Here is a 23,568-nt window from a genome sequence, read left to right on the forward strand (position 1 = left end):
GGCGTAGTCCGAGGCTTCGGCGGCGGCCGGGGCGGCCGCGGCGGCCGCCGCCGAGGCCGATTCGGCCTTGGCATCGGCCGCGGCGTCGGCCGAGCTCACCGAGGCGGCGGTGGCCTGGTCTTCGCCGACCGACTCCAGCGCCTTGTCCATCGGCCGCAACTGCCAGGCCACGCCGATCGCGAGCGTCAGCGAGGCCGCCACGCCGATCCAGGCCGGCCAGCGGGTTTTGCTGCGCGCACGCGGGGTCTGCGCCACGGCGGCATGGGCGGCGGCGAGGATCCTGGCGTCGAGCGCCGGCGAGGGACCGTCGTGCGGTCCCAGGCGTAGCAGGCGCTCGGCCAGCTCGCGTTCCTCGGGCGACAGCGGATCGGGGGCGTCGTGACGGCGGTTCATTCGGTCAACCTCGCGCGCAACTTGTCCATCGCGTAGCGCAGTCTGGACTTCACCGTTTCCCTGCCGGCCCCCGTGATGGCGCCGATGTCCTCCAGGCTCAATTCCTGTTCCAGGCGCAGCAGCACCACTTCGCGCTGCTCCTCCGGCAATTCCTCGATCGCCCGCTGCAGGCGGCGGCGCTGTTCGAACTCGGACAGTTCGCGCTCGGGCGTGGTCGGGTCGGCGACCCGGGCGGCGCGCTCGTCGCCGTCGGCAGGCGCCGGCGGGCGGTGCTTGAGGCCGCGCCAGTAGTCGTTCAGGCGGTTGTGGGCGATCCGGAACAGCCAGGTGCTGAACGCCGCATCGGGCTTCCAGCCCTCGCGCGCGGCGATCACGCGCTGCCAGACATCCTGGAAGAACTCGTCAGCGAGCGCCGAATCACGGATCTGACGCAGCAAGAAACGGTACAAAGGGCCGCGGTGACGCGAATACAGGACCTCGAACGCAGCGGCGTCGCCGCCCGTCCAGGCCAGCATCAGCACGTCATCGCTAGCGTCCGCACCGGAATTCATCCGCGGCAGGGTACGGCCTGGCGACGCAGACGGGAAGCGGTTGCGCACGGGAGAGACGTCGTATAGCGGCGATGGGAGGGCCAGTTGCATGTTCGGAACAACGGTCCGGGAGCCCCGGTGGGGTTGCCGTCTGCCGATCCTGTAAAGCTCGCGTTATCCTGCGCCTTGCGCAGAAGGCGGCGATGCGGTGCACAGTGACGTATTACCAGGGGCAACGGTGAGCGATAGGTCGTCCGCGGGCGAGGCGCTCGCCTGTGCGTTGCAGGAGGCTCTGCCGGTCGGCTCCCTGGTGGTGGTCTGCTGGCGTTCGGCCTACGGCCGCCTGTCCGAATCGTTCACCCCCGGTGTCGACGCGCCCTTGCGCGCCGATGCCGGCGCCTTGCTCGAACGCGATCCGCCTGCGGTGGGCGCTTCCGACGATTGCGGCGGCGACCGCATCGAGGCGGCCTGGTGGCTGGAGGACGGCAGCCGCGCGGCGATCGTCGCCTGCTTGCCGCAGGCCCTGCCGACGCCGTTGCGCGCCGCCTGGCTGGCGATGGCGCGGCGTATCGTCGCCGCCGATCTGTCGGCGGTGCGCGCCCACGCACGCGCCGAGGCCCTGGAAAAATCCGAACGCCTGCAGCAGGCGCTGTACGGCATCGCCGACCTGGCCGGCTCCGGGCTGGAGATGACCGACCTGCTCAGCCGCATCCACGGCGTGGTTTGCGGCCTGATGTACGCCGAGAATTTCTACATCGTGCTCTACGACGACGTCGCCGACACGATGCGCTTTCTGTATTTCGCCGACCGCAACGATCCTTACGTGGCCGATCCGCAGCGGGTGATCCGCGGCGACGAGATGCCGACCAGCCTGACCCTGGCGCTGCTGCGCCACGGCGAGCCGCTGCAGGGCAGTTCGGCGGCGTTGCGCGACCTGCTCGGCGTGCCGCCCGACGAGTATCACGGCCCCGACAGCGCCGACTGGCTCGGCGTGCCGATGCGCCGCGACGAACGCGTCTGCGGCGCGATCGTGGTGCAGAACTACGAGAGCGCCGGCAGCTACGGCGAGGAAGACCGGGCCTTGTTGTCGTTCGTGGCCCAGCACATCCTGACCGCGCTCGACCGTTTCGGCGCGCGCGAGGAGCTCGAACGCCACGTCGCCGAGCGCACCTATGCATTGCAGCTCAGCAACCGCGACCTGCAGGCCGAGATCATCGAGCGCCAGCGCTCGGAACGCCTGCAGCGCGCGCTGTTCCGCATCGCCGAGCTGACCATCACCTCCGACACCCTCGGCCGCTTCTATTCGCAAGTCCACGACGTGGTCAGCGAGCTGCTGTACGCGCGCAATTTCTACATCGCGCTGCTGTCGGACGACGGCGACCGCCTGCAGTTCCCGTACTCGATCGACGAGCGCGACATGATCCGCGAGAGCCGCCAGCTTGCCGGCGGCCTGACCGAGTACGTGATCCGCCAAGGCCGGCCGCTGCTGGCCGACCGCCACCGCATCGCCGAGCTGAACAGCCGCGGCGAAGTGCGCAGCCACGGCTCGGCCGCGCATTGCTGGCTCGGCGTGCCGCTGTACCGCGACGACTCGGTGGTCGGGGTGATCGCCATCCAGAGCTATTCGCGCGCGATCAGCTTCAACGCCCGCGACCAGGAACTGCTGACCTTCGTCGCCCATCACATCAGCATCGGCCTGGCGCGCAAGCAGGCCCAGGACCGGCTGGTGACCGCGCACGGCGAGCTCGAACAGCGGGTCGCCTCGCGCACCCGCGAGCTGGCCCACACCAACGCCGAACTGCTCGCCCAGATCGGCGAACGCGTGCGCGCCGAACAGAAGCTGACCCACCAGGCCCTGCACGACGCCCTGACCGGCCTGCCGAACCGCGGCCAACTGCTCGAACGCCTGGACGACGCGATCGCCCGCGCGCGCCGCGAGCAGCGTGCGTTCGCGGTGCTGTTCCTCGACCTGGACCGGTTCAAGCTGGTCAACGACAGCGTCGGCCACTCGGCCGGCGACGAGCTGTTGGTCGAAAGCAGCCGCCGCATCGTCTCGACCGTGCGCAGCAACGACACCGTGGCGCGTCTGGGCGGCGACGAGTTCGCGATCCTGATCGAGAACATCGACGGGCTCGGCGTCGCCGAAGACCTGGCCTCGCGCGTGCTGCGCACGCTGGGCGAGCCGTGCTGGGTGGCCGGGCGCGAAGTGTTTCCGTCGGCCAGCATCGGCATCGCCATGTGGCACCCGCGTTATCGCAACGGCATCGAACTGCTGCGTGACGCCGATGCGGCGATGTACCGCGCCAAGGGCGCCGGCCGCGGCCGCTGCGCGGTGTTCGACGAGGAGATGCGCGAACAGGCGATGCGCATCCTCGACCTGGAAGCCGACCTGCGCCGCGCGATCAACGGCGATGCCTTCATCGCTTATTACCAACCGATCGTGCGCCTCGACGATCACGGCCTGATCGGCCACGAAGCGCTGCTGCGCTGGCGCCACGAGAAACGCGGCCTGTTGCTGCCGCGCGAATTCATCGGCCTGGGCGAGGACAGCGGCCTGATCGAAGAGGCCGACTGGATCCTTTACGGCCGCGTGGTCACCGAACTGGCGCGCGGCGGCGATGGCTACATCTCGGTCAACGTCTCGCCGCGGCATTTCCGTTCCGGCGATTTCGCCGACCGGCTGTTGCGGATGATCGACGAGGCCGGCGCCGATCCGCGCCGCTTGCGCATCGAGATCACCGAGGTCGCCCTGCTCGACGACGTGCCGCGCGCGTTGCGGATGCTGCGGATCCTGCGCAATCACGGGGTGCTGGCGCAGTTGGACGATTTCGGCACGGGGTTCTCGGCGTTGTCGTACTTGCATCGGTTCCCGATCGAGTGTTTGAAGATCGACCAGAGTTTCGTCGCGGGCTTGGTCGGCGAATCGCGTCCGGAAAGCGTGGCGGTGGTGCGCGCGATCCAGGCGCTGGCCGGCACCCTCGGCATCCACACCATCGGCGAGGGTGTGGAGACCGAAGCCCAGCGCACGGCGTTGCGTGAGCTGGGCTGCACCTACGGCCAGGGCTATCTGTTCGGCCATCCCGGCGAACACATCCGCAGCGCGGCGAGCATCGCCGAAAGCTATCGCGCGGGCCTGCTCGGATCGGACGCGGTGGCTGCACTGGCGGACGGATCGGGCCTGATCGAACTCGGCGCCGATGAGGCACTGCCTGCAGAGGTCGACCCGATCGGCTCCGATCGGGTCGAAGCGGCCGCCGCGAAGGCGGCCTCGACCCTCATTCGCTGACCGCCACGCCTGCGACCGGGCCGACCCGGCCGATCTCGCCGATCTGCACCTTGGCGCGTTCGACCAGGCCGATGAACTCGGCGCGCTGGCCCGAGCGGTCGTCGAGCTTGAGGCCGCGGGCGGTGGCGATGATCTGGTCCCAGCCCCAGCCGTCGTACTGGCTGCCGCCGCGCAAGGTGTCGGCGAAGGCCGCGACCGAGGCCGCCATGCGCATCGGCTCGCTCGCGACCATGCGCAGACTGGAGCGGCGGATCGGCGTTTCGATCAGCTGGCTGCGGTCTTCGCCCGGGCGCTTGTAGCGCAGCTTGAGGTTGGCGATTTCGCCGCCCTGGCCGACCGCCGGCGCGCTGTCGGTGTAGCGCAGCGCGGGCAGGCGCATCGCGCTGGAGCCGACCGGGGTAAGTTCGTACAGTGCGGTGACCTCGTGGCCGGCACCGATATCGCCGGCGTCGACCTTGTCGTTGGCGAAGTCCTCGCGCTTGAGCAGACGGTTTTCGTAGCCGATCAGGCGGTACTCCGCGACCAGGGCCGGGTTGAACTCGATCTGGATCTTGACGTCGCGGGCGATGGTCATGAGGGTCGAACCCATTTCCTCGACCAACACCTTGCGCGCTTCCTGCAGGGTGTCGATGTAGGCATGATTGCCGTCGCCGACGTCGGCGAGTTTCTCCGCCAGTTCGTCGTTGTAGTTGCCGCGGCCGAAGCCCAGCGTGGTCAGGGCGATGCCGCTCTTGCGCTGGTCGGCGACCAGGGTTTCCAGGGCGTTGTTGTCGACCGTGCCGACGTTGAAATCGCCGTCGGTGGCGAGGATCACCCGGTTGACGCCGTTGCCGACGTAGGCCTGCTTGGCCATCGCATAAGCCAGGCGGATGCCGTCGCCGCCGTTGGTGCTGCCGCCGGCCTGCAGACGATCCAGCGCGGCGAGAATCTCCTCCTTGCGGTCGCCCGGGGTCGGCGGCAACACCAGGCCGGCCGAGCCGGCATAGACCACGATCGAAATGCGGTCCTGCGCACGCAGTTGTTTGGCCAGCATCGAGAACGAGCTTTTCAGCAACGGCAGCTTGTCGGGCGAGTCCATCGAACCGGAGGTGTCGATCAGGAACACCAGATTGGCCGGCGGCAGGGTCTTTTTCGGCACGTCGAAGCCCTTGATGCCGATCATCAGCAACTGGCGTTGGGCATTCCACGGCGCCGGCGCGAGCTCGGTGCTGACCCGGAACGGCGTGGCCAGCGAGGCCGGCGCGGCGTGGCCGTAGTCGAAGTAGTTGATGAATTCTTCCGCGCGCACCGCATCGGCCGGAGGGCGCTGACCGTCGCTGAGCATGCGGCGGACGTTGGCATAGCTGCCGGTGTCGACGTCGATCGAGAACGTCGACAGCGGTTGTTCGCTGGTGCGCTGCACCGGGTTGTCGTCGCGCTCGGCGTATTTTTCGGTGTCGACGCTGGCCTGGTGCATCGGCGGCGGCGGGGGTGCCGGCGGCGCGAGCACGGACGGAGCCGCCATCTGCGCGAACTGACTGCGCTTGAGCATGCGCGGGGCCGGCCCGATACGGCTGCCGGTGACCTCGATGCGGTCGAGGCTCGCGCCCTGCGCCGCGGCGTTACCGGCCGGCATGGCCTTGGCTTCTGCGTATACCTGGCCTCGCGATTGCTCGGCCGCGCCCTTGGCGCGAGCATCGGCACGAATCGGTTTGGCGGCTTCGGCGAGCGGCGCCGGTGGTGCCGCAGGAGCCGCCGCGGCGCTGGCGGCGGCATCGGCCGCTGCGGCGGTGTCATCGTGAGGGGCGACTTCGGCGACGAGGGTGTCGCCTTCGCTCTTGTCGCGCGACTGCGCCAGCTCGCCGGGAGCCTGGCAGCCGGCGATCGAGAAAGCCAGCGCGGTCAGCAAGGCCGCAGTGAGGGGACGGATGGAGCGGAGGTTCGACGACGACTGCGGCGTGGCTCGGACGTTCATGGCGGCTTCCCTGGTGTGTGGACCTGGGAAGTGGAACGGACCATCGATGGCCGAGGGGTTGAGCCTGCGGAAATTTTTTGCGGGGGGGAGGGCGGTGCTTGCCCTCGACCCGGCTCGGCCCGAACGCGAGGTTAGGGCGTTGTCGGGCGGGTGAGCCGGCCCCGGCCGCTAAGCGGGAGGGGCCGGGCTTCGGGGAGTTCCGGGGTTACATCGCTTCGGTTGGATCGCGGATCACCAACAGCCGCTGCTCGCTCATGTCCTCGATTGCATAGCGCACGCCTTCGCGGCCGAGGCCGGAATCCTTGACCCCGCCGTAGGGCATGTTGTCGACGCGGAAGCTCGGCACGTCGCCGACGATGACGCCGCCGACGTCGAGACGGTCCCAGGCCTTCATCGCATGGTCGAGGCGGCCGGTGAACACGCCGGCCTGCAGGCCGAAATCGCTGTCGTTGACGGTGTTCAGGGCCTTGTCGAAATCGTCGAAGGGCTCGATGAACGCCACCGGCCCGAACGCCTCCTTGCGGTACAGGTCCGAGTTGCGCGGAACCTTCTCCAGCAAGGTCGCCGGGATCATGTTGCCGTCGCGCGGGCCGGCGACGATACGCTTGGCGCCGCCCTTGACCGCGGCGTCGATCCAGGATTCGATGCGCTTGGCGGCATCGACGTCGACGACCGGACCGATGAAGGTCTGCTCGTCGCGCGGGTCGCCCATGCGCAGGGCGGCGATGGCGGCCTTGAGCTTCTTGCGCAGCTTGTCGTAGATATCGGCATGGGCGTAGATGCGCTGCACGCTGATGCAGCTCTGCCCGCTCTGGTAGTAGGCGCCGAACACCAGTCGCTCGACCACGTGGTCCAGGCTCGCGCCCGGGTCGGCGTCGACGATGCAGGCCGCGTTGCCGCCGAGTTCGAGGGTGACTTTCTTCTTGCCCGAGCGCGCCTTGAGGTCCCAGCCGATCAGGCCACCGGTGAAGCTCAGCAACTTGATGCGCTCGTCCTCGACCAACAGCGAGGCGTCTTCGTTCGAGCAACACAGCACCGAGAACGCGCCTTCCGGCAGGTCGGTCTCGGCCAGCACCTCGGCGATGATCAGCGCGCCGACCGGGGTCTTGATCGCCGGCTTGAGCACGAAGGGGCAGCCGGCGGCGATTGCCGGGGCGACCTTGTGCGCGACCAGGTTGAGCGGGAAGTTGAACGGGGTGATGAAGCTGCACGGCCCGATCGGCACGCGCTTGACCATGCCGCGATAACCGCGGGTGCGCTCGGAGATCTGCAGCTCGATGAGTTCGCCGCCGCTGCGGGTGGCTTCGCCGGCGGCGATGCGGAAGGTATCGATCAGGCGCGTGACTTCGCCGCGGGCATCGCGAATGGGCTTGCCGGCCTCGATGCACAACGCCAAGGCGAGTTCCTCGAAGCGCTCGCTGAAGCGGCGCACGCAGTGTTCGAGCACGTCGCGGCGGCGATCGGGGGTGAACGCCGCCATCGCTTCGCGCGCCTTGTGCGCGGCGACGATCGCCTTGCGCACCGCCGCGGCGTCGGCCATCGCGACCCGGGTCGCGCGCTTGCCGCTGTACTTGTCGAGCACTTCCAGCGCGGTATTGGCGGCGACCGGGCGGTTGGCCAGGTAGTAGGGATAGCTCGGTTTCAACCCCTTGCCCGGCTTCGCGGGTTTGGCGGCTTTGCCGCGCTCGGACGGTTTCGGCGATCGGGCCATGGAATGCTCCTGGGTCGTAAGTGGGGCGCTGCGCCGCGTCACTGCACGGCGGCGGCGAGGCGCGGAATGTCTTCGTTGAGGATACGGTCGTCGTCGCGGTAGTCGATCGGCACTTCGATCAGGTCGATACCCGGCGTGTCGAGGGCCTGCCGCAGCAAGGGAGCGAAGGCATCGCTGGACTCGGGGCGATGGCCGCGTGCGCCGTAGCTGCGGGCATAGGCGACGAAGTCGGGATTGCCGAGGTCCATGCCGAAGCTCGGATAGCGTTCGTGGGCCTGCTTCCACTTGATCATGCCGTAGGCGTCGTCGCGCAGCACCAGCACGGTGATGTCCAGGCCCAGCCGCACCGCGGTCTCCAACTCCTGCGAATTCATCATGAAACCGCCGTCGCCGCAGACCGCGACGACCTTGCGGTCCGGACAGACGATGCGCGCGGCGATCGCCGACGGCAAGCCCGCTCCCATTGTCGCCAGGGCATTGTCGAGCAATAAAGTATTGGGCTCGGCGCAGCGGTAGTTGCGTGCGAACCACAGCTTGTACAGGCCGTTGTCGAGGCAGACCACGTCGCGCGGCGACAGCGCGGCGCGCACTTCGGCGACCAGGCGCTGCGGCGCCAACGGGAAACGGTCGTCTTCGCTGCGGTCGAGCAGTTGCTGCGACAACGCGCTGCGCACGCGGTCGAAGAACGAGAAGTCCCAATGCGCCTGCGGCTGCAGCGCCTCCGATAAGCGCCAGACCGAGTGGGCGATGTCGCCGACCACTTCGATCTGCGGGAAATACACCGCATCGACCTCGGCGCTGGCGTAGTTGACGTGGATCACCGTGCGCCGGCCTTCGCGCATGAAGAACGGCGGCTTCTCGATGACGTCGTGGCCGATGTTGACGATGCAGTCGGCGGCATCGATGGCGCGGTGGACGAAATCGTGGTCCGACAGCGCGGCATTGCCGAGCCACAGCGGGCCGTTCTCGTCGAGCACGCCCTTGCCCATCTGGGTGGTGAAGTAGGGGATGCCGAGCTGGGCGACGAACGCGTGCAGAGTCTTGGCGGTGGTCTTGCGATTGGCGCCGGCGCCGATCATGAGGATCGGGTGGCGGGCCTGGGCGATGGCTTCGGCCGCGCGTTCGATGGCCTTGTCCTCGGCCACCGGACGCCGCGAGAACGAGGCCGGTATCAGGCGCGCCTGAGTCGGGTCGCCGGCGATGTCCTGCGGCAGCTCCAGATGCACGGCGCCGGGGCGTTCTTCTTCGGCGCGGCGGAAGGCTTCGCGCACCCGTGCCGGGATGCTGTCGGCGGCGACGATCTGGCGCGTGTACTTGGTCAGCGGACGCATCGTGTCGACCACGTCGATGATCTGGAAATGCCCTTGCTTGCTGGTCTTGATCGGCTTCTGGCCGGTGATCATCAGCATCGGCATGGCGCCGAGCTGGGCGTACGCGGCGGCCGTGACCAGGTTGGTCGCACCCGGCCCGAGGGTGGACAGGCAGACCCCGGCCTTGCCGGTGAGCCGGCCGTAGGTGGCGGCCATGAAGCCGGCGGCCTGTTCGTGGCGGGTCAAGACCAACTGGATGCTCGAGGTGCGCAGCGATTCGAGCAGATCGAGATTTTCCTCGCCGGGGATACCGAACACGTACTCGACGCCTTCGGCCTCGAGCGCGGCGACGAACAGATCGGACGCCTTGGTCATGCGGGACTCCGTATCGGGCGGCGGAGCCCGAGCCCGTCGATGGTCGCGCAAATGGCGTTAGCGGTGGGCGATGATCGGGCGCGCGTGGGCGGAACAGTGCGTCGCGTAGCGGAATCGGAGTGCGGCGGTACGGGCCGAACCCCTGTAGGAGCGGCGTGAGCCGCGACGGCAGGACGGGCGGATTTCGCAACGCCGTCGTCGCTGATTGAAACCACGAACTATCGCTGAGTAGGAGCGGCGTCCTACTGGATTTCCTTCGGTCACAAGCCGCGACCGCGGGGTTCCAAGCTGGCGAGGCCCCTTGCGTCGTGCCGCAGCTCCGGCCATTGCCGTTGCCGTGCGCAGGTTGGCACTAGCGAAGGCAATAGAAGACCCGGAGGGCGGCCCGCATGGATGCGGGCCGTTTTTCATCGGGACAAGGATGTCCCGTATGAAAAAGCCCCGCGTTGGCATCGCTCGTGCGGGCCTGTGATTCAAAGAAAAGCATTTTTCTTTGGTTACCTTTCTTTTGTTGCTTTAGACAAAAGAAAGTAACCCGCCGCTTTAGTGGCGGAAGCTTTTGGCGTTTGATCTTGTTTCTGAAAACCTCACGCAAGTGCAGAGCTGTCACCCCTGTAGGAGCGACGTAAGTCGCGACCGATCTCGCAGGGTGTCGATCAAGCAAGTGCAGAGCTTCCGCCCGCTAACGCGGCCGGGTTACTTTCTTTTGCTAAGCCCAAAAGAAAGGTAACCAAAGAAAAGGGCTCTCCTTGCAAGGGCACAGGCCACGAGTGCGATGCTGTCGCCGGGATTTTTCGATAGGACATCCTTGTCCTATCGAAAAACGCCGCACGTCCTGTGCGGCGCCCTCCGGGTCTCCAGGCGTTCTCGCAAGTTCGATACTGCGCCAAGCTCATGTGGCAACGGCAACGGCAACGGCAACGGCAACGGCAACGGCAACCTGCTTCCGGGTAGGAGCGGCGCGAGCCGCGACCGTGATGATTCCGTTCGCACCGTCACCGGCCGCAGACTACGTAGAAACGCTACAGGCCGCGATCGGGTCGGGTGCTTCGGTTACCCGCGCTCGCCGTCGGCGCCGACCGGCGCTTCCACTACCAGGCGCAATTGTCCGTCGCTGACCCGCGCGTTGAGGCGGTCGCCGGGGGCGGCATCGAGCACGCTGCGCACGACGCGGCCGTCTTCGTGTTGGACGATGGCATAGCCGCGGGCCACGGTGGCCAAGGGGCTGCAGGCTTCGAGCGAGCGCGCCAGGCCGCGCAGGCGCAGGGCATCGCTGCGCAGGCGCCGGGCGATCGCCGCCTGCGGGCGGTGGGCGAGGGCGCTGAGGCGTTCGCGCAAGCGCGCGATGCGCCGCTGCGGTTGGTGCGCACGCAGCACGGCGTCGGCGTGGCGCAGGCGCGCGCGTTCGCGTTCGAGCTGGCGGCGCCAGGCCTGTTCGAGGCGGCGCAGCGCGTCCTGTTGACGGACGCGCAGGGCCGCCAGTCGCGCCTGCGGGCGCAAGGCGTTGAGGCGCAGGCCGGCGCGGTCGGCGCGTTGCATGGCCTGACGCAGGCGCTGCAATTGCAGATTGCGCAGCCGCGCCTCCAGCACGCGCACGCGGTGCAGCAGGTCTTCGCGTTGCGGCACCAGCAGCTCGGCCGCCACCGAAGGTGTCGGTGCGCGCACGTCGGCGGCGAAATCGGCGAGGGTGAAATCGGTCTCGTGGCCGATCGCCGAGACCACCGGCACTTCGGATGCGGCGATCGCGCGCGCCAGGCGTTCGTCGTTGAACGCCCACAGGTCCTCCAGCGAGCCGCCGCCGCGGGCCAGCACGATGACGTCGTAGCGTTGCGAGGCCTGGGCGCGTTGCAGCATGGCGACGATCTGCGCCGCCGCGGCATCGCCCTGCACCGGCACCGGCAACACCTCGGCTTCGACCAGCGGAAAACGCCGGGCCAATACGCTCAGCACGTCGCGCACCGCCGCACCGCTCGGCGAAGTGATCACCGCGATGCGCGAGGGGAAACGGGGCAGCTCGCGCTTGCGCTCGGCGTCGAACAGGCCTTCGGCGCCGAGCCGTGCCTTGAGCTCCTCGAACGCGCGCCGCAACGCGCCTTCGCCGGCCTCTTCCATATGGTCGAGCACGAGCTGGTAGTCGCCGCGCGCTTCGTACAGGGTCAGCCGGCCGCGCGCCAACACCCGCAGGCCTTCGCGCGGGACGAACTTCAGCCAACTGCTCTTGGGCTTGAACATCGCGCAGCGGACCTGGGCGCGCGCGTCCTTCAGGGTCATGTACAGATGCCCGGAGGACGGCCGCGACAGGTTGCCGAGTTCGCCTTCGACCCAGATCAGCGGGAAGGTGTCCTCGAGCAGGTTGCGCGCCAGCGTATTGAGCTGGCTTGGCGTCAGGACGTGATCGGGGTCGCTGGGGGGCATGGAAGAGACTGGAGAGACGGCGGGCAGGCGGGAGCGACGGCATGGCGCCGCAAGGGGCGCCGACGGGCGCAGGCGCCGATAGTATCGCGATGGGCCGGCCCGGTCTCAGCGCCGGTCCGCGGCTTCGGCCCTTGCGCGGGGCCGTTCATCGAACCGCGCTTCACCTGCGCGACACGTAAGCCCGGCCCTCGGCGCTACAATAGCGGGCATGAATTCAGACCTCGTCCTGCCCTGCGCTCATTCCGGTTTTGGCCCCCTCCCGCGCCGTCTGACCCGTACGGTCAAGGTCGGCGGCGTCGAAGTCGGCGGCGGCGCGCCGGTGGTGGTGCAGTCGATGACCAACACCGATACCGCCGACGTGGCCTCGACCACCAAGCAGGTCGCCGAACTGTGGCGAGCGGGCTCGGAGATGGTGCGGGTGACCGTCAACACCGCTGAAGCGGCCGCGGCGGTGCCGCGCATCGTCGACAAGCTGGCGATGATGGGGATCGAGGTGCCGATCATCGGCGACTTCCACTACAACGGCCATCAGTTGATGACCGCCGAGCCGGCCTGCGCCGAGGCCCTGGCCAAGTACCGCATCAACCCAGGCAACGTCGGTTTCGGCAAGAAGAAGGACAGCCAGTTCGCCACTCTGATCGAGCTGGCGATCAAACACGGCAAGCCGGTGCGTATCGGCGCCAACTGGGGCTCGCTCGACCAGGCCCTGGCGGCGAAGCTGATGGACGAAAACCATGAGCGCGCCGAGCCCTGGGATGCCGGCCGCGTGTTGCGCGAGGCGCTGATCCGTTCGGCGCTGGACTCGGCCGCGCGTGCGGTCGAACTCGGCCTGGCGGCCGAACGCATCGTCCTCAGCGCCAAGGTCAGCGGCGTGCAGGAACTGATCGCGGTGTATCGCGAACTCGCCAACCGCAGCAACCACGCCCTGCACCTGGGCCTGACCGAGGCCGGTATCGGCAGCAAGGGCATCGTCGCGTCCAGCGCCGCGCTCGGCGTACTGCTGCAGGAAGGCATCGGCGACACCATCCGCATTTCGCTGACGCCCGAACCGGGCCAGGCCCGCAGCAACGAAGTCATCGTCGCCCAGGAACTGCTGCAGACCATGGGCCTTCGCGCGTTCACGCCGATGGTCACCGCCTGCCCGGGTTGCGGCCGCACCACCAGCACTTTCTTCCAGGAACTCGCGCAGAAGGTGCAGGAACACGTGCGCGCCAAGATGCCGGAGTGGAAGATCACCCATCCGGGCGCCGAGAACCTCACCCTGGCGGTGATGGGTTGCATCGTCAACGGCCCGGGCGAATCGCGTCACGCCAACATCGGCATTTCGCTGCCGGGCACGGGCGAAGCGCCGTCGGCGCCGGTGTTCGAAGACGGCCAGAAGACCGTGACCCTGCGCGGCGAGAACATCGCCACCGAATTCGTCGCCTTGATCGACACCTACGTCGAGCGCAATTATGGCGCCCGCGCCGCAGGCGTCTGAATCCAGCGTCGCCGCCCACGAGGGCGGCGACACCCTCCAGCAGGAAGCGCGCTTCGGCGCCGCGCTGCTGCGTCGACACGGCTGGCTGTTGCTGTTGGTCTTCATCGGTCTGCTGATGCCGCTGTGGGGCTTCGCCGAACTCGCCGACGAGATCCACGAGCAGGAAGCGATCGTCTTCGACGTACCCATCCTCGAATACGCCCACGGCCTGGCGCGCGAGGGCTACGACAAGTTCTTCGTGCTGATCTCCCGGATCGGCTACCTTCACGGCGTGGTGCCGTTCGACATCGCCCTGGTGGCCGCGCTCATCGCGCGCCGCCGTTTCCGAGAAGGCAGTTTCGCCGCGCTCGCCCTCGGTGGCTCGGCCCTGCTCAACATCGCCGCCAAGCAGTTCTTCGCCCGCGAGCGGCCGTCGCTGTGGGAGTCGATCGCGCCCGAGCACAACTACAGTTTCCCCAGCGGCCACGCGATGGGCTCGATGACGCTCGCGGCGACCTTGATCCTGTTGAGCTGGAACACGCGCTGGCGCTGGCCGGTGCTGGCGATCATGGCGGCCTTCGTGCCCCTGGTCGGCTTCTCGCGCCTGTATCTCGGCGTGCATTTCCCCTCCGACATTCTCGCTGGCTGGTCAGTCGCCACCGCCTGGGTGGTGGCGGTGTATCTGATCGTCTACCGCGGCGCACAACTGCGGCCATGGACGCTCAAGCGCCCCTGAGCCGCCAGCGCTGCGGCATGCGCCCCTGCCGGCCTGACAGGCGCCTGCATCATCACTCCGGTCCGATCCCGAGCGGTTCCTTGGCCGTGTGAGCCGCGCGACGGTTTCGTCGTGTCGGTTTCGGCTGGCTCAAGTTCGTATTTCTGGTTGTATCGGACATGCCGGCTTCACGGCTGATGAGTTCGGCGGCCCCTTCGTGCGGACTATCGCGGAAGTTGCTCAATTTCCTGGCCGAGGTATGAACGAGTTTCGAGAAGCGACGCGATCGGTTCTTTCTGGTTCCCGCACCCTCAGATTGATGCTGAGATCATCGAGAAATTTCCGCGGTCACGTTCCATCTACGCTAAATATCACGCCTGCGATGGGCATGGCTTCGCGTCGGGCGGGGGAGGGCCGCCAGCCGTTCGAACGCGCCAGCGTTCCGGCCTGCTCTTGTTTAAGAATAAAAAACAGGAGGCTTTGTGGGGTTCGGATAGATGGCGCTTCATCTGCGCCATATATCGCACAAACACTCCGTCGCGGTATCGAGTAAGTGGCTGCATCGACGGGTTCTTCATGGAAATGCGCGTTTTCATCCCTCCTCTTTTCTCAAAAGTAAATGTCACACGTTCACGTATCCGTATCGATGTCCCTTGCATGTGTGATACGCGCCGAGGAATAAGTTTTCTACCTGGGTAGGGTGGTCGCGCGGCGCCGGCGTTGTTCAAGTGGTAGGGAACATGTCGGCGAAGTTGAGAATGCGGTGCAAGACGATCGCAAGCCTGGAATGTTCCTTGCGTGCGCGACTGCGCGCTTCCGCCGAAACGGAGCGGTGCACTCGTTCTTATGGGCAACTTGCAGGGGTTCTTGGAAATGCCGAAGGTATTCAACAGGACATCGATCGCGATTGCGATCGCCGGTGCGGCAGCGATCGCCGGTGCGACGGTGGGTTTGTCGGGCAGCGACTCCGATCGTGGTCTGGCGATAGGCGGTGCTCCTATACCGAGTCGTCAGGCCGACACCGCGGTGGCGCAGTACGAGCGCTACATCGTGGTCTATGACGAAGCGCCGTTGAGCACGTACAAGGGCGAAGTGGCGGGATTGCCTGCACCCGGGCGGCTGGCCGGCGTCGGCCGGGTGCGTGGGTCGAAGGGCAGCGATCGCATCGACGTGCGCAGTCCCGCAGCGATCCAGTACGTTCAGTATCTGGGCCAGGTGCAGGCTCGCCACGAGCGCAGGATCGATACCTTGCTCGGTCGTCGCATGAAGGTTCAACACCGCCTGCGCCATGCGCTGAACGCAGTGGTGACCGAACTGACCGTCTCCGAGGCCAAGCGTCTGTCGGCCTTGCCCGAGGTGCAACTGGTCCAGCCCGATGCGGCGTACGAACCCGCGACCGATACCGGCCCCGCACTGGTCGGCGCGCCGGCCTTGTGGAACGCGAGCCCGGGCCAGTACCGCGGCGAAGGCATCGTGATCGGCATTCTCGATACCGGCATCAACTACGCCAGCCCGGCATTCGCGGCGGTGGACGAGAGCGGCTACCGCCACGTCAATCCTCTCGGCGCAGGCAAGTATCTGGGCACCTGTGCGCCCGGCGGCGTCGACGAGGGCCGTTGCAACGACAAATTGATCGGCGGCTACGACTTTATCTGCGGCGAACCCGGCAACCAGTGCGACAAGCCTGACGTACTGGAGGAGCCCGGTTTCGGCGACAACATGGATCACGGCAGCCATGTCGCCTCCATCGCCGCCGGCAATGCCTGGACCGCGCGCTACAAGGACCGGGCGGTTTCGATTTCCGGGATGGCGCCGCGCGCCAACATCGTCGCTTTCGACGTCTGTTCCAAGCCTGCGGTTGGCGGCGGTTGTTTCGAGTCGGCCGCGGCGCGCGCGGTCGATCAGGCGGTCGCCGACGGAGTCGTCGACGTGCTGAACTTCTCCATCAGCGGCGGCAAGAGCCCTTGGGGCAATGCGGTCGCGCTGTCGTTTCTCAACGCCACCGACGCCGGCATCTATGTCGCGGCGGCCGCCGGCAACGACGGCGCGCAGGGCGCCTTCAGCGTGAACCACAACGCGCCCTGGGTCGCCACGACCGCGTCGGTCCAGCACGGTCGCGGCGGTTTTGATTTCCTCATGCAGTTGACCGGTCCCGGCGCGATAGCCCCCGCCCTGCAGGCGGTGTCGTTGACCGAAGGCAGCAGCGGCACGGCGCTGTCGGCGGCGCTGCCGAACACTACGCCGTTGCGGGTGAGCCCGGGCTTCGACAGCGCCGACGATGGCTGCGCGGCCTATCCGGCCGGCGCTTTCCAGGGCGCGATCGCGGTGATCCGGCGCGGCACCTGCACTTACGTGATCAAGGTCAACAATGCGGCGGCCGCCGGTGCCGTCGGCGTCGTCGTCGCCAATAACGTCGCCGGCACCATCGCGCCGCCAGTGCCCGGCACCACCATCCCGGCATTCGGCGTGCCGATGGCCGAGGGCAACGCGATCCGCGATTTCGCCGCCGGCAACGGCAATACGTCCACGGCCGGCATCGGCTATCCGCCGACGCCGGTGCCGAACACGCCCGACGTGTTGGCTGCCTCCAGTGGGCGCGGTCCGGCGGGCGAGTACGATCTGGTCAAGCCCGACCTCGCCGCGGCGGGCGTCGCGATTGTGGCGGTGAAATCCGGAGCCACGCTCGCCGGCAACGAGAATCTGGTCGGTGTTTCCAGCGGCACCTCGATGGCTTCGCCGCAGCATGCCGGGGCGGCTGCCTTGGTTCGTCAGGCGCGCCCGGCCTGGACCGTCGCCGAGATCAAGTCGGCCTTGATGATGACGGCCAAGCAAGAGGTGTTCAAAGAAGACTCGGTGACGCCCGCCGACGGCCATGCGATGGGCGCGGGCCGCATCCAGGTCGACCAGGCGATCAAGGCCGGCCTGTTGCTCAACGAGACCAAGGCGAACTTCCTAGCCGCCGACCCGGCCGCCGGCGGCAATGCCGCGGCTCTCAACCTGCCCAGCATGGCTAAGTTCAACTGCGTCAATTCGTGCACCTTCACCCGCACGTTCCGCAACGTCTTGAACACGCGCCAGAGCTGGATCGCGAAAGTGCAGGGGTTATCCGCTGTGGTCTCGCCGTCTGTGTTCACGCTCAATCCGGGCGAAAGCAAGGCGGTCAAGGTCAGCGTCAGCGGCGGTTCGCTGCCCACGAACGGGGCCTTCAGCTACGGCAGGCTGGTGTTGAGCCCTTCCGGTGGCGAAACGGCTCAGCCGGTGTTGCGTCTGCCGATCGCCGTGGCGATACGCCCGGCCAAGGCGGCGCTGGAACCCGCGCAGGTCGCCTTGACCCTGCCCGTGGGCGGCAGCGGCAGCGTGAACTTCCGCACCCGCAACGTCGGCGGCGTCGCGCTGGACTATCAGATCGACAACACCGGCTTCGGCGGACGCACGCTGGTCGCGCAAGGCATCAATCCGAACCGGAGGGGGTTCTACAGCAACCGCAATACCGACGTGACTACGCGCGGTCGGGCTTCGCTGGCGGCCGACGATTTCACCCTCGACAGCCCGACCGGCATCGCGCGGATCGTCGTCAACGGCTTCACGACCGGCGGTGGCAAGCTGGAAAGCGCGACGAACCTGGATTGGTCGATCTTCCGCGACGTCAACGGCAACCCCGAGGGCAATCCGGAAACCACGCCGCAATTGGCGGTGTGGCGATACACCGCCGCGCCGAACTCGACTGGCGTGTCGATCAGCGGCGACGCGATTCGCTTGAATCTCGCGGTTGCCGGTCAGAACCTCAACCTGGCCGCCGGTCGTTACTGGCTGGTGGCATCCGCTCGCACGCCGACCGCCACTTCGTGGGCTTGGTTCGGTTCGCTGGACGGCGACAACGTGTTGCGCACGCTTTCCGTCGCCGGCGACGGAACCGGAGCCTGGCGCGCAGCCGCCGGGCACGCCGGATTGGCGTACACCTTGGAGGGCACGAACGAGTGCGGCAAGAGCTGGATCGGTGCGCCGAACCGCGCGTTCGGCCGCATTCCCAGCAGCGGAGCCGTCGACATCCAGGTACAGATCGATACCGCCGGCCTGGCTGCGGGTAATCACGTGGGCTACGTTTGTGTGGCGAGCAACGATGCCGCGATGCCGAAGGCGGCCTTGCGTGTCGCCTTGACCGTCACCCCCTAGTCGCGATGCCTTCGGTGCAGCGCTTGGCGCCAGGCACTCGATGATCCGCTCGGCCGGGCCTGGCAGGCCCGGCCGGCGCTGATTTCGGCGCGCCGCCTTCTGGGCGGTCGCGGCATCGGGAGCGCGGGACGGGCGCGGACGGCAGGGGCCCGGCGCCGTTCGCAAGAGCGCCGTGGTTCGTTGCCCAAGCGACGTCGTCGCCAGGGTTCCGACGGTGTATCCGATCGGTCGTTGCGCTCGTTGCGTGCCTTTACCTGATTCAAAGCTGGCGAGCAAGGGTTTCGGCGGCCATCGTTCGGCCGGTTTCGCCACGGCTCGCAAAGTTATTCCACAAATAAAGTGTGACGCGGGTGGGGGGATCCCGTTCCGCCTGCGTTGTGACTTCAGGGGGAAGGAACAACGCAGCACCTGGGCCGTGTCCACGCCGGCGCCGCGACGGATCCACCTTCCCCTACACGAGTGCGCAATGCCGGTCGCGTTGGCCAGGCGTTGCGCTTAGCGCATGCGTCAGCAAAGAGGGGCTAGGGGAATGCGGAAAGTGATGAAGAGGACTTCCATTGCGGCGGCGATCGCCGCGGTTGCCGCCGTCGCGGGGGCGAGCGCGCTGATGTCGGGCCGCGATGCCGGCCCGAGCGGGCCGATCGGCGGCGCACCGCCGCCGTCGCTGCCGAGCGAGGCAGCGCTGGACGGTTATCAGCGCTATATCGTGGTTTACCGCGAGGCGCCGTTGGGCAGCTACAAGGGCGAAGTGCGCGGTTTGCCGGCGCCCAAGCGCCTGCCGAGCACGGTCGCCGGCAATGGACGCATCGACGTCCAAAGCGCGGCGGCGCGCGGCTACGTGCAGCATCTGGGCGATGTCCAGGCCCAGCACGAGCAGCGCATCCGCGGCCTGCTCGGACGCAGCCCGCGCATCGACTTCCGCATGCGCCACGCCCTTAACGGCATGGTCACCCAGCTCACCCCGCGCGAGGCCGATCGCCTCGCCCAACTCGACGAAGTGCGCTTCGTCGAGCCGTACAAGGAATACGAGCAGGCCACCGACGTCGGCCCTGCGCTGATCGGTGCGCCGGCGCTGTGGAACGCCGCTCCGACCGGGTTCCGTGGCGAGGGCATGGTGGTCGGCATCATCGACTCGGGCATCAACTTCGGCAGCCCGGCCTTCGCCGCGATCGACGACAGCGGCTATCGGCACGTCAACCCGCTCGGCGCCGGCACCTACCTGGGCAGTTGCGCCCCCGGCGGCGTCGACGAAGGCCGTTGCAACGACAAGCTGATCGGCGGCTACGATTTCGTCTGCAACGCGCCGGGCAACCAGTGCGGCGTGGCCGACATCCGCGAAGAGCCCGGCTTCGGCGACACCAACAGCCACGGCAGCCACGTCGCCTCGACCGCGGCCGGCAACGCCTGGACCGCGAGCTACCGCGGCCACAACATCCGCATTTCCGGCGTCGCGCCGCGCGCGAACATCATCGCCTACGACGCCTGCTACACCCAGATCTCGACTGGCCGCGGCCTGTGCCCGAACACCGCCACGGTGCGTTCGATCGACCAGGCCATCGCCGACGGCGTGGTCGACGTCATCAACTACTCCATCGGCGGCGGTTCCAATCCGTGGAGCGAAGCGACCTCGTTGTCGTTCCTCAACGCCACCGATGCCGGTATCTACGTTGCCGCCGCTGCGGGCAACGACGGCCCGGGGTCTTACAGTTCCGGCCATCTGGAGCCGTGGGTCGCCACCACCGCCGCTTCGCAGCACGGCCGCGGCACCTTCGCATGGGTGCTGTCGGTGTCCGGCCCGGGCAGCGTGCCCGACGACCTGCAGGCGATCGAACTGACCGAAGGCAGCGGCGGCACGCCGTTCACCGTCGCCATTCCGGCCAACACGCCGGTGCGCGTGAGCGCCGGCATCGATACCGCCAACGACGGTTGCGCCGCATTCCCGGCCAATACCTTCCAGAACTCGGTCGCGGTAGTCCGCCGCGGCACCTGCAACTTCAGCGACAAGGTCGCCAACGCCGCGGCCGCGGGTGCGGTGGCGGTGGTCATCGCCAACAACCAAGTCACGGGGCTGACCCCGACGGTGACCGGCGCGACCGTTCCGGCCTTCGTCGCCAGCCAGGCCGACAGCAACCTGCTGCGCGACTTCGCCAATGCCAACGCCAACACCAGCGTCGGCGCCATTCCGTTCCCGTCGGTGATCGTCAACAACACGCCCGACCAGCTCGCCGGTTTCAGCTCGCGCGGCCCGGCCGGCACCCTGGATGTGATCAAGCCCGAAATCACCGCGCCGGGTGTGGATATCCTGGCCGTCACCGCGGGCACGGCGATCAGCGGCAGCGAGAACCTGGTCGGCCTGATCAGCGGTACTTCGATGGCCTCGCCGCACCATGCCGGCGCCGCCGCGCTGGTGCGCCAGGCACGTCCGAACTGGACCGTGGCCGAGGTCAAGTCGGCGCTGATGATGACTGCCAAACAGGAAGTGCTGAAGGAGGACGGCGTCACTCAGGCCGATGCGCACGCGATGGGCGCCGGCCGCCTGCAACTGGAGCAAGCGATCCGCGCCGGTCTGGTGCTCAACGAGACCACCGCTAACTACCGTGCGGCCAATCCGGCCGGCGGCGGCGAGGTCTCGGCGCTGAACCTGGCCAGCATGGCCAAGTTCAGCTGCGCCGGTTCGTGCTCGTTCACCCGCACCTTCCGTAACGTGCTGTCGACCCGGCAGACCTGGACCGGCAAGGTGCAGGGCTTGAGCGCACTGGTCTCGCCCTCGCTGTTCACGCTCAATCCGGGCGAGAGCAAGACGGTCAAGATCACGGTCAGCACCAGTTCCTTGCCCTCGAACGGCAACTTCAACTTCGGCAAGTTGGTGCTGACGCCGTCCGGCGGCGACACCAGCCAACCGCTGTTGCGCCTGCCGATCGCGGTCGCGGTGCAACCGCCGCGTCTGGATGCCACTCCGGCCACCGCGCTGACCCTCGCCCAAGGCAGCAGCGGCAACGTGACCTTCCGCCTCGGCAACATCGGCGGGTCCAACCTGGATTGGCAGATCGACAATACCGGCAGCGGTGGACGCACGCTGGTCGCGCAGTTGCCGAACAACGCCAATGGCCGTCGTTCCACTCGCTTTACCGACGCGGCCACGGTCGGCGCGCGCGCGCAGCTGTCGGCGGATGACTTCACCCTCAGCGATGCGACCGGTATCACCCGGATCGTCGCCGATGGTTTCGTCAACGGCGGTTCTCTGGCGACTTCGACCAACATCAACTGGTCGATCTTCCGCGACGTCGACGGCAACCCCGAAGGCAATCCGGAATCGACGCCGCAGTTGGCAGTGTGGAGCCACACCTCCACGGTGAACGGCGCCGGCGTGTCGACCTCGGGCTTCGCCACCATCAACCTCAACCTCGCCACCGCCGGTCAGAACGTCAATCTGCCGGCCGGTCGCTACTGGCTGGTGGTATCGGTGCGCGCGCCTTTGGCGACCGGTTGGTTCTGGTTCAACGCCACCAGCGGCGACAACATCTACCGCGGCGCGATCATTGTCCCCGACGGCAGCGGTGCCTGGACGGCGACGGCCGGTGCGCCCGGCATGGCCTATCAGCTGCAGGGCGCCAACGCCTGCGGCGCCACCTGGATCGGCGCGCCGTCGCGCGCGTTCGGCCGCCTCGCGGTCGGCGCCAACGTCGACACGCAGGTGCAGATCAGCGCCGCCGGCCTCGCGCCGGGCAGCTACTCCGGCTATGTCTGCGTGGCCAGCAACGATCCGTTGCGTCCCAAGGCGGCGCTGCGGGTGGCCCTGACGGTCACGCCCTCGCCGTGACGCTCCGGGTGCCGGACCCGCATTCGGGTCCGGCACCTCAAAACCCGGCGCGGCCGCTTGTGCGGTCCGCGTCGATGCCTCTTTCCACCGCCGCGCCGATGCACGGATCCGCGGCGGCGCACGACATCCTACTGGGGGACAGTTTGAACATTTCGCACAAGACTCTTCTCGCCGCCGCTCTTTCGCTGGCTTGCACAACCGTCTGGGCCGGCGAGCCCTGCGTGCTCGACGACGGCTTCGGCGGCACCACCACCGGCGGCGCCACCGCCGCCGGCGGCAGCGCCATCGCTTGCGGTCAGGGCGCCAGCGCCGACGGCGACTTCGCCGTGGCCACCGGCGCCGGCGCGACCGCCAGCGCGGTCGGCGCGGTTGCGGTCGGCGCGGGCACCACCGCCGCGGGCGACCAGAGCACCGCAGTCGGCACCGGCGCGACCGCTTCGGCCGCCAACAGCAGCGCGATCGGCGACAGCGCCACCGCGGCCGGCGAGTTCTCCACCGCGAGCGGCTCGGCCAGCACGGCCGGCGGACGCTTCTCCACCGCCAGCGGTGCCGGCAGTTCGGCCAGCGTCGACAACGCCACCGCGTTGGGCGCCAACAGCTCGGCATCGGCCGTCGGCTCGGTCGCGCTCGGCAGCGATTCCATCGCCGACCGCGCCAACAGCGTGTCCTTCGGCGCCGCCGGCAGCGAGCGGCAATTGGTCAACGTCGCCGCCGCGACCCAGGACACCGATGCGGTGAACCTTTCGCAGCTCAACACCCTGAGCGGCGCCTTCGGCGGCGGCGCAAGCTTCGCCGGCGGCGTGTTCACGCCGCCGACCTATGTGATCCAGGGCGGCAACTACAACGACGTCGGCGCGGCCTTCTCCGCGGTCGACGGCCGTTTGACCGATCTCTACACGCGGGTCGGCGCCGGCGTGGCTTCGTCGGTGACCTATGACGACGCTTCGAAGGCACAGGTCACTCTGCAGGGCGGTGGCGGCACGCGCGTGTCCAACGTCGCCACCGGCACCGCGCCGACCGATGCGGCCAACGTCGCCCAGGTGCAGGCCGGCGATGCGCAGACGCTGCGCAGCGCCAACACCTACACCGATGCGCGCATGAACCAGATGCTGGCGGCGCCGACCGCGGCGATCAACGAACTGCGCGAGGACATGAACTGGCGCTTCAACAAGCAGGACGAACGCATCGACAAGCTGGGCGCGATGACTTCGGCGATGGTGCAGATGTCGGCCAGCGCGGCCGGCCTGCGCACCCAGAACCGCATCGCGGTCGGCGCCGGTTTCCAGGGCGGCGAGCAGGCCTTGTCGATCGGCTATCAGCGCGCGATCAGCGACCGCGCCACGGTCACCGTCGGCGGTGCGTTCAGCGATTCGGAAAGCTCGGCGGGCGTGGGCGTCGGCTTCGGCTGGTAAGGCGGTTCGCATCGT

At 68.0% G+C, this 23,568-nt stretch carries 11 protein-coding genes and 1 pseudogene; 6 read left to right on the top strand and 6 right to left on the bottom strand.

What is annotated here, in order from left to right; genetic code table 11:
- A pseudogene (locus tag LC490_RS13650) lies at positions 1-393 on the bottom strand (hypothetical protein); the annotation flags it as partial.
- A complete protein-coding gene (locus LC490_RS13655) occupies positions 390-944 on the bottom strand; it encodes an RNA polymerase sigma factor (RefSeq protein ID WP_036149572.1) in 555 nt (184 codons plus the stop codon). The gene LC490_RS13655 and the pseudogene LC490_RS13650, both read right to left, overlap by 4 nt.
- 217 nt (positions 945-1,161) lie before the next feature.
- Here LC490_RS13655 and LC490_RS13660 point away from each other — a divergent pair, with 217 nt between their 5' ends.
- The gene (locus tag LC490_RS13660) at positions 1,162-4,209 is read left to right on the top strand and encodes an EAL domain-containing protein (RefSeq protein WP_223620504.1); all 3,048 of its coding nucleotides are present in this window, start codon (positions 1,162-1,164) and stop codon (positions 4,207-4,209) included.
- On the opposite strand, the gene LC490_RS13665 is transcribed toward LC490_RS13660, so the two are convergent.
- The 4 genes from LC490_RS13665 to xseA all read right to left on the bottom strand — a co-directional run bounded on the left by LC490_RS13665 (position 4,199) and on the right by xseA (position 11,974).
- Complete coding sequence (locus LC490_RS13665; RefSeq protein WP_223620505.1) at positions 4,199-6,163, bottom strand: VWA domain-containing protein; 1,965 nt, start codon at positions 6,161-6,163, stop codon at positions 4,199-4,201. The two genes, LC490_RS13660 and LC490_RS13665, sit on opposite strands and share 11 nt — an antisense overlap.
- A 205-nt stretch (positions 6,164-6,368) precedes the next feature.
- Complete coding sequence (locus tag LC490_RS13670; protein ID WP_223620506.1) at positions 6,369-7,874, bottom strand: aldehyde dehydrogenase family protein; 1,506 nt, start codon at positions 7,872-7,874, stop codon at positions 6,369-6,371.
- Between the two features lie 38 nt (positions 7,875-7,912).
- Positions 7,913-9,559, bottom strand: coding sequence for an acetolactate synthase large subunit (locus LC490_RS13675; RefSeq protein ID WP_031373723.1), 1,647 nt, complete (start codon positions 9,557-9,559; stop codon positions 7,913-7,915).
- A gap of 1,053 nt (positions 9,560-10,612) precedes the next feature.
- Complete coding sequence (xseA, locus tag LC490_RS13680; protein ID WP_223620507.1) at positions 10,613-11,974, bottom strand: exodeoxyribonuclease VII large subunit; 1,362 nt, start codon at positions 11,972-11,974, stop codon at positions 10,613-10,615.
- Positions 11,975-12,182: 208 nt separating this feature from the next.
- Between xseA and ispG the strand changes: the two genes are divergently transcribed.
- The 5 genes from ispG to LC490_RS13705 all read left to right on the top strand — a co-directional run bounded on the left by ispG (position 12,183) and on the right by LC490_RS13705 (position 23,553).
- Complete coding sequence (gene ispG / locus LC490_RS13685; protein WP_036149614.1) at positions 12,183-13,454, top strand: flavodoxin-dependent (E)-4-hydroxy-3-methylbut-2-enyl-diphosphate synthase; 1,272 nt, start codon at positions 12,183-12,185, stop codon at positions 13,452-13,454.
- On the top strand, positions 13,429-14,169 hold the full coding sequence (locus tag LC490_RS13690; RefSeq protein WP_223620508.1) for a phosphatase PAP2 family protein: 741 nt from the start codon (positions 13,429-13,431) through the stop codon (positions 14,167-14,169). The genes ispG and LC490_RS13690 overlap by 26 nt, the downstream gene beginning before the upstream one ends.
- Before the next feature lie 852 nt (positions 14,170-15,021).
- A complete protein-coding gene (locus LC490_RS13695; protein WP_223620509.1) occupies positions 15,022-18,321 on the top strand; it encodes a S8 family serine peptidase in 3,300 nt (1,099 codons plus the stop codon).
- Between the two features lie 541 nt (positions 18,322-18,862).
- The gene (locus LC490_RS13700) at positions 18,863-22,141 is read left to right on the top strand and encodes a S8 family serine peptidase (protein WP_223620510.1); all 3,279 of its coding nucleotides are present in this window, start codon (positions 18,863-18,865) and stop codon (positions 22,139-22,141) included.
- Between the two features lie 143 nt (positions 22,142-22,284).
- Positions 22,285-23,553 (top strand): YadA-like family protein, encoded by a 1,269-nt coding sequence (locus LC490_RS13705; protein ID WP_223620511.1) that lies wholly within the window; start codon positions 22,285-22,287, stop codon positions 23,551-23,553.
- The last annotated feature ends 15 nt before the right edge of the window (positions 23,554-23,568 follow it).

Origin of the sequence: Lysobacter sp. ESA13C, from assembly GCF_019970005.1 — a bacterium.
Classification (GTDB): Bacteria; Pseudomonadota; Gammaproteobacteria; order Xanthomonadales; family Xanthomonadaceae; genus Lysobacter; species Lysobacter antibioticus_B.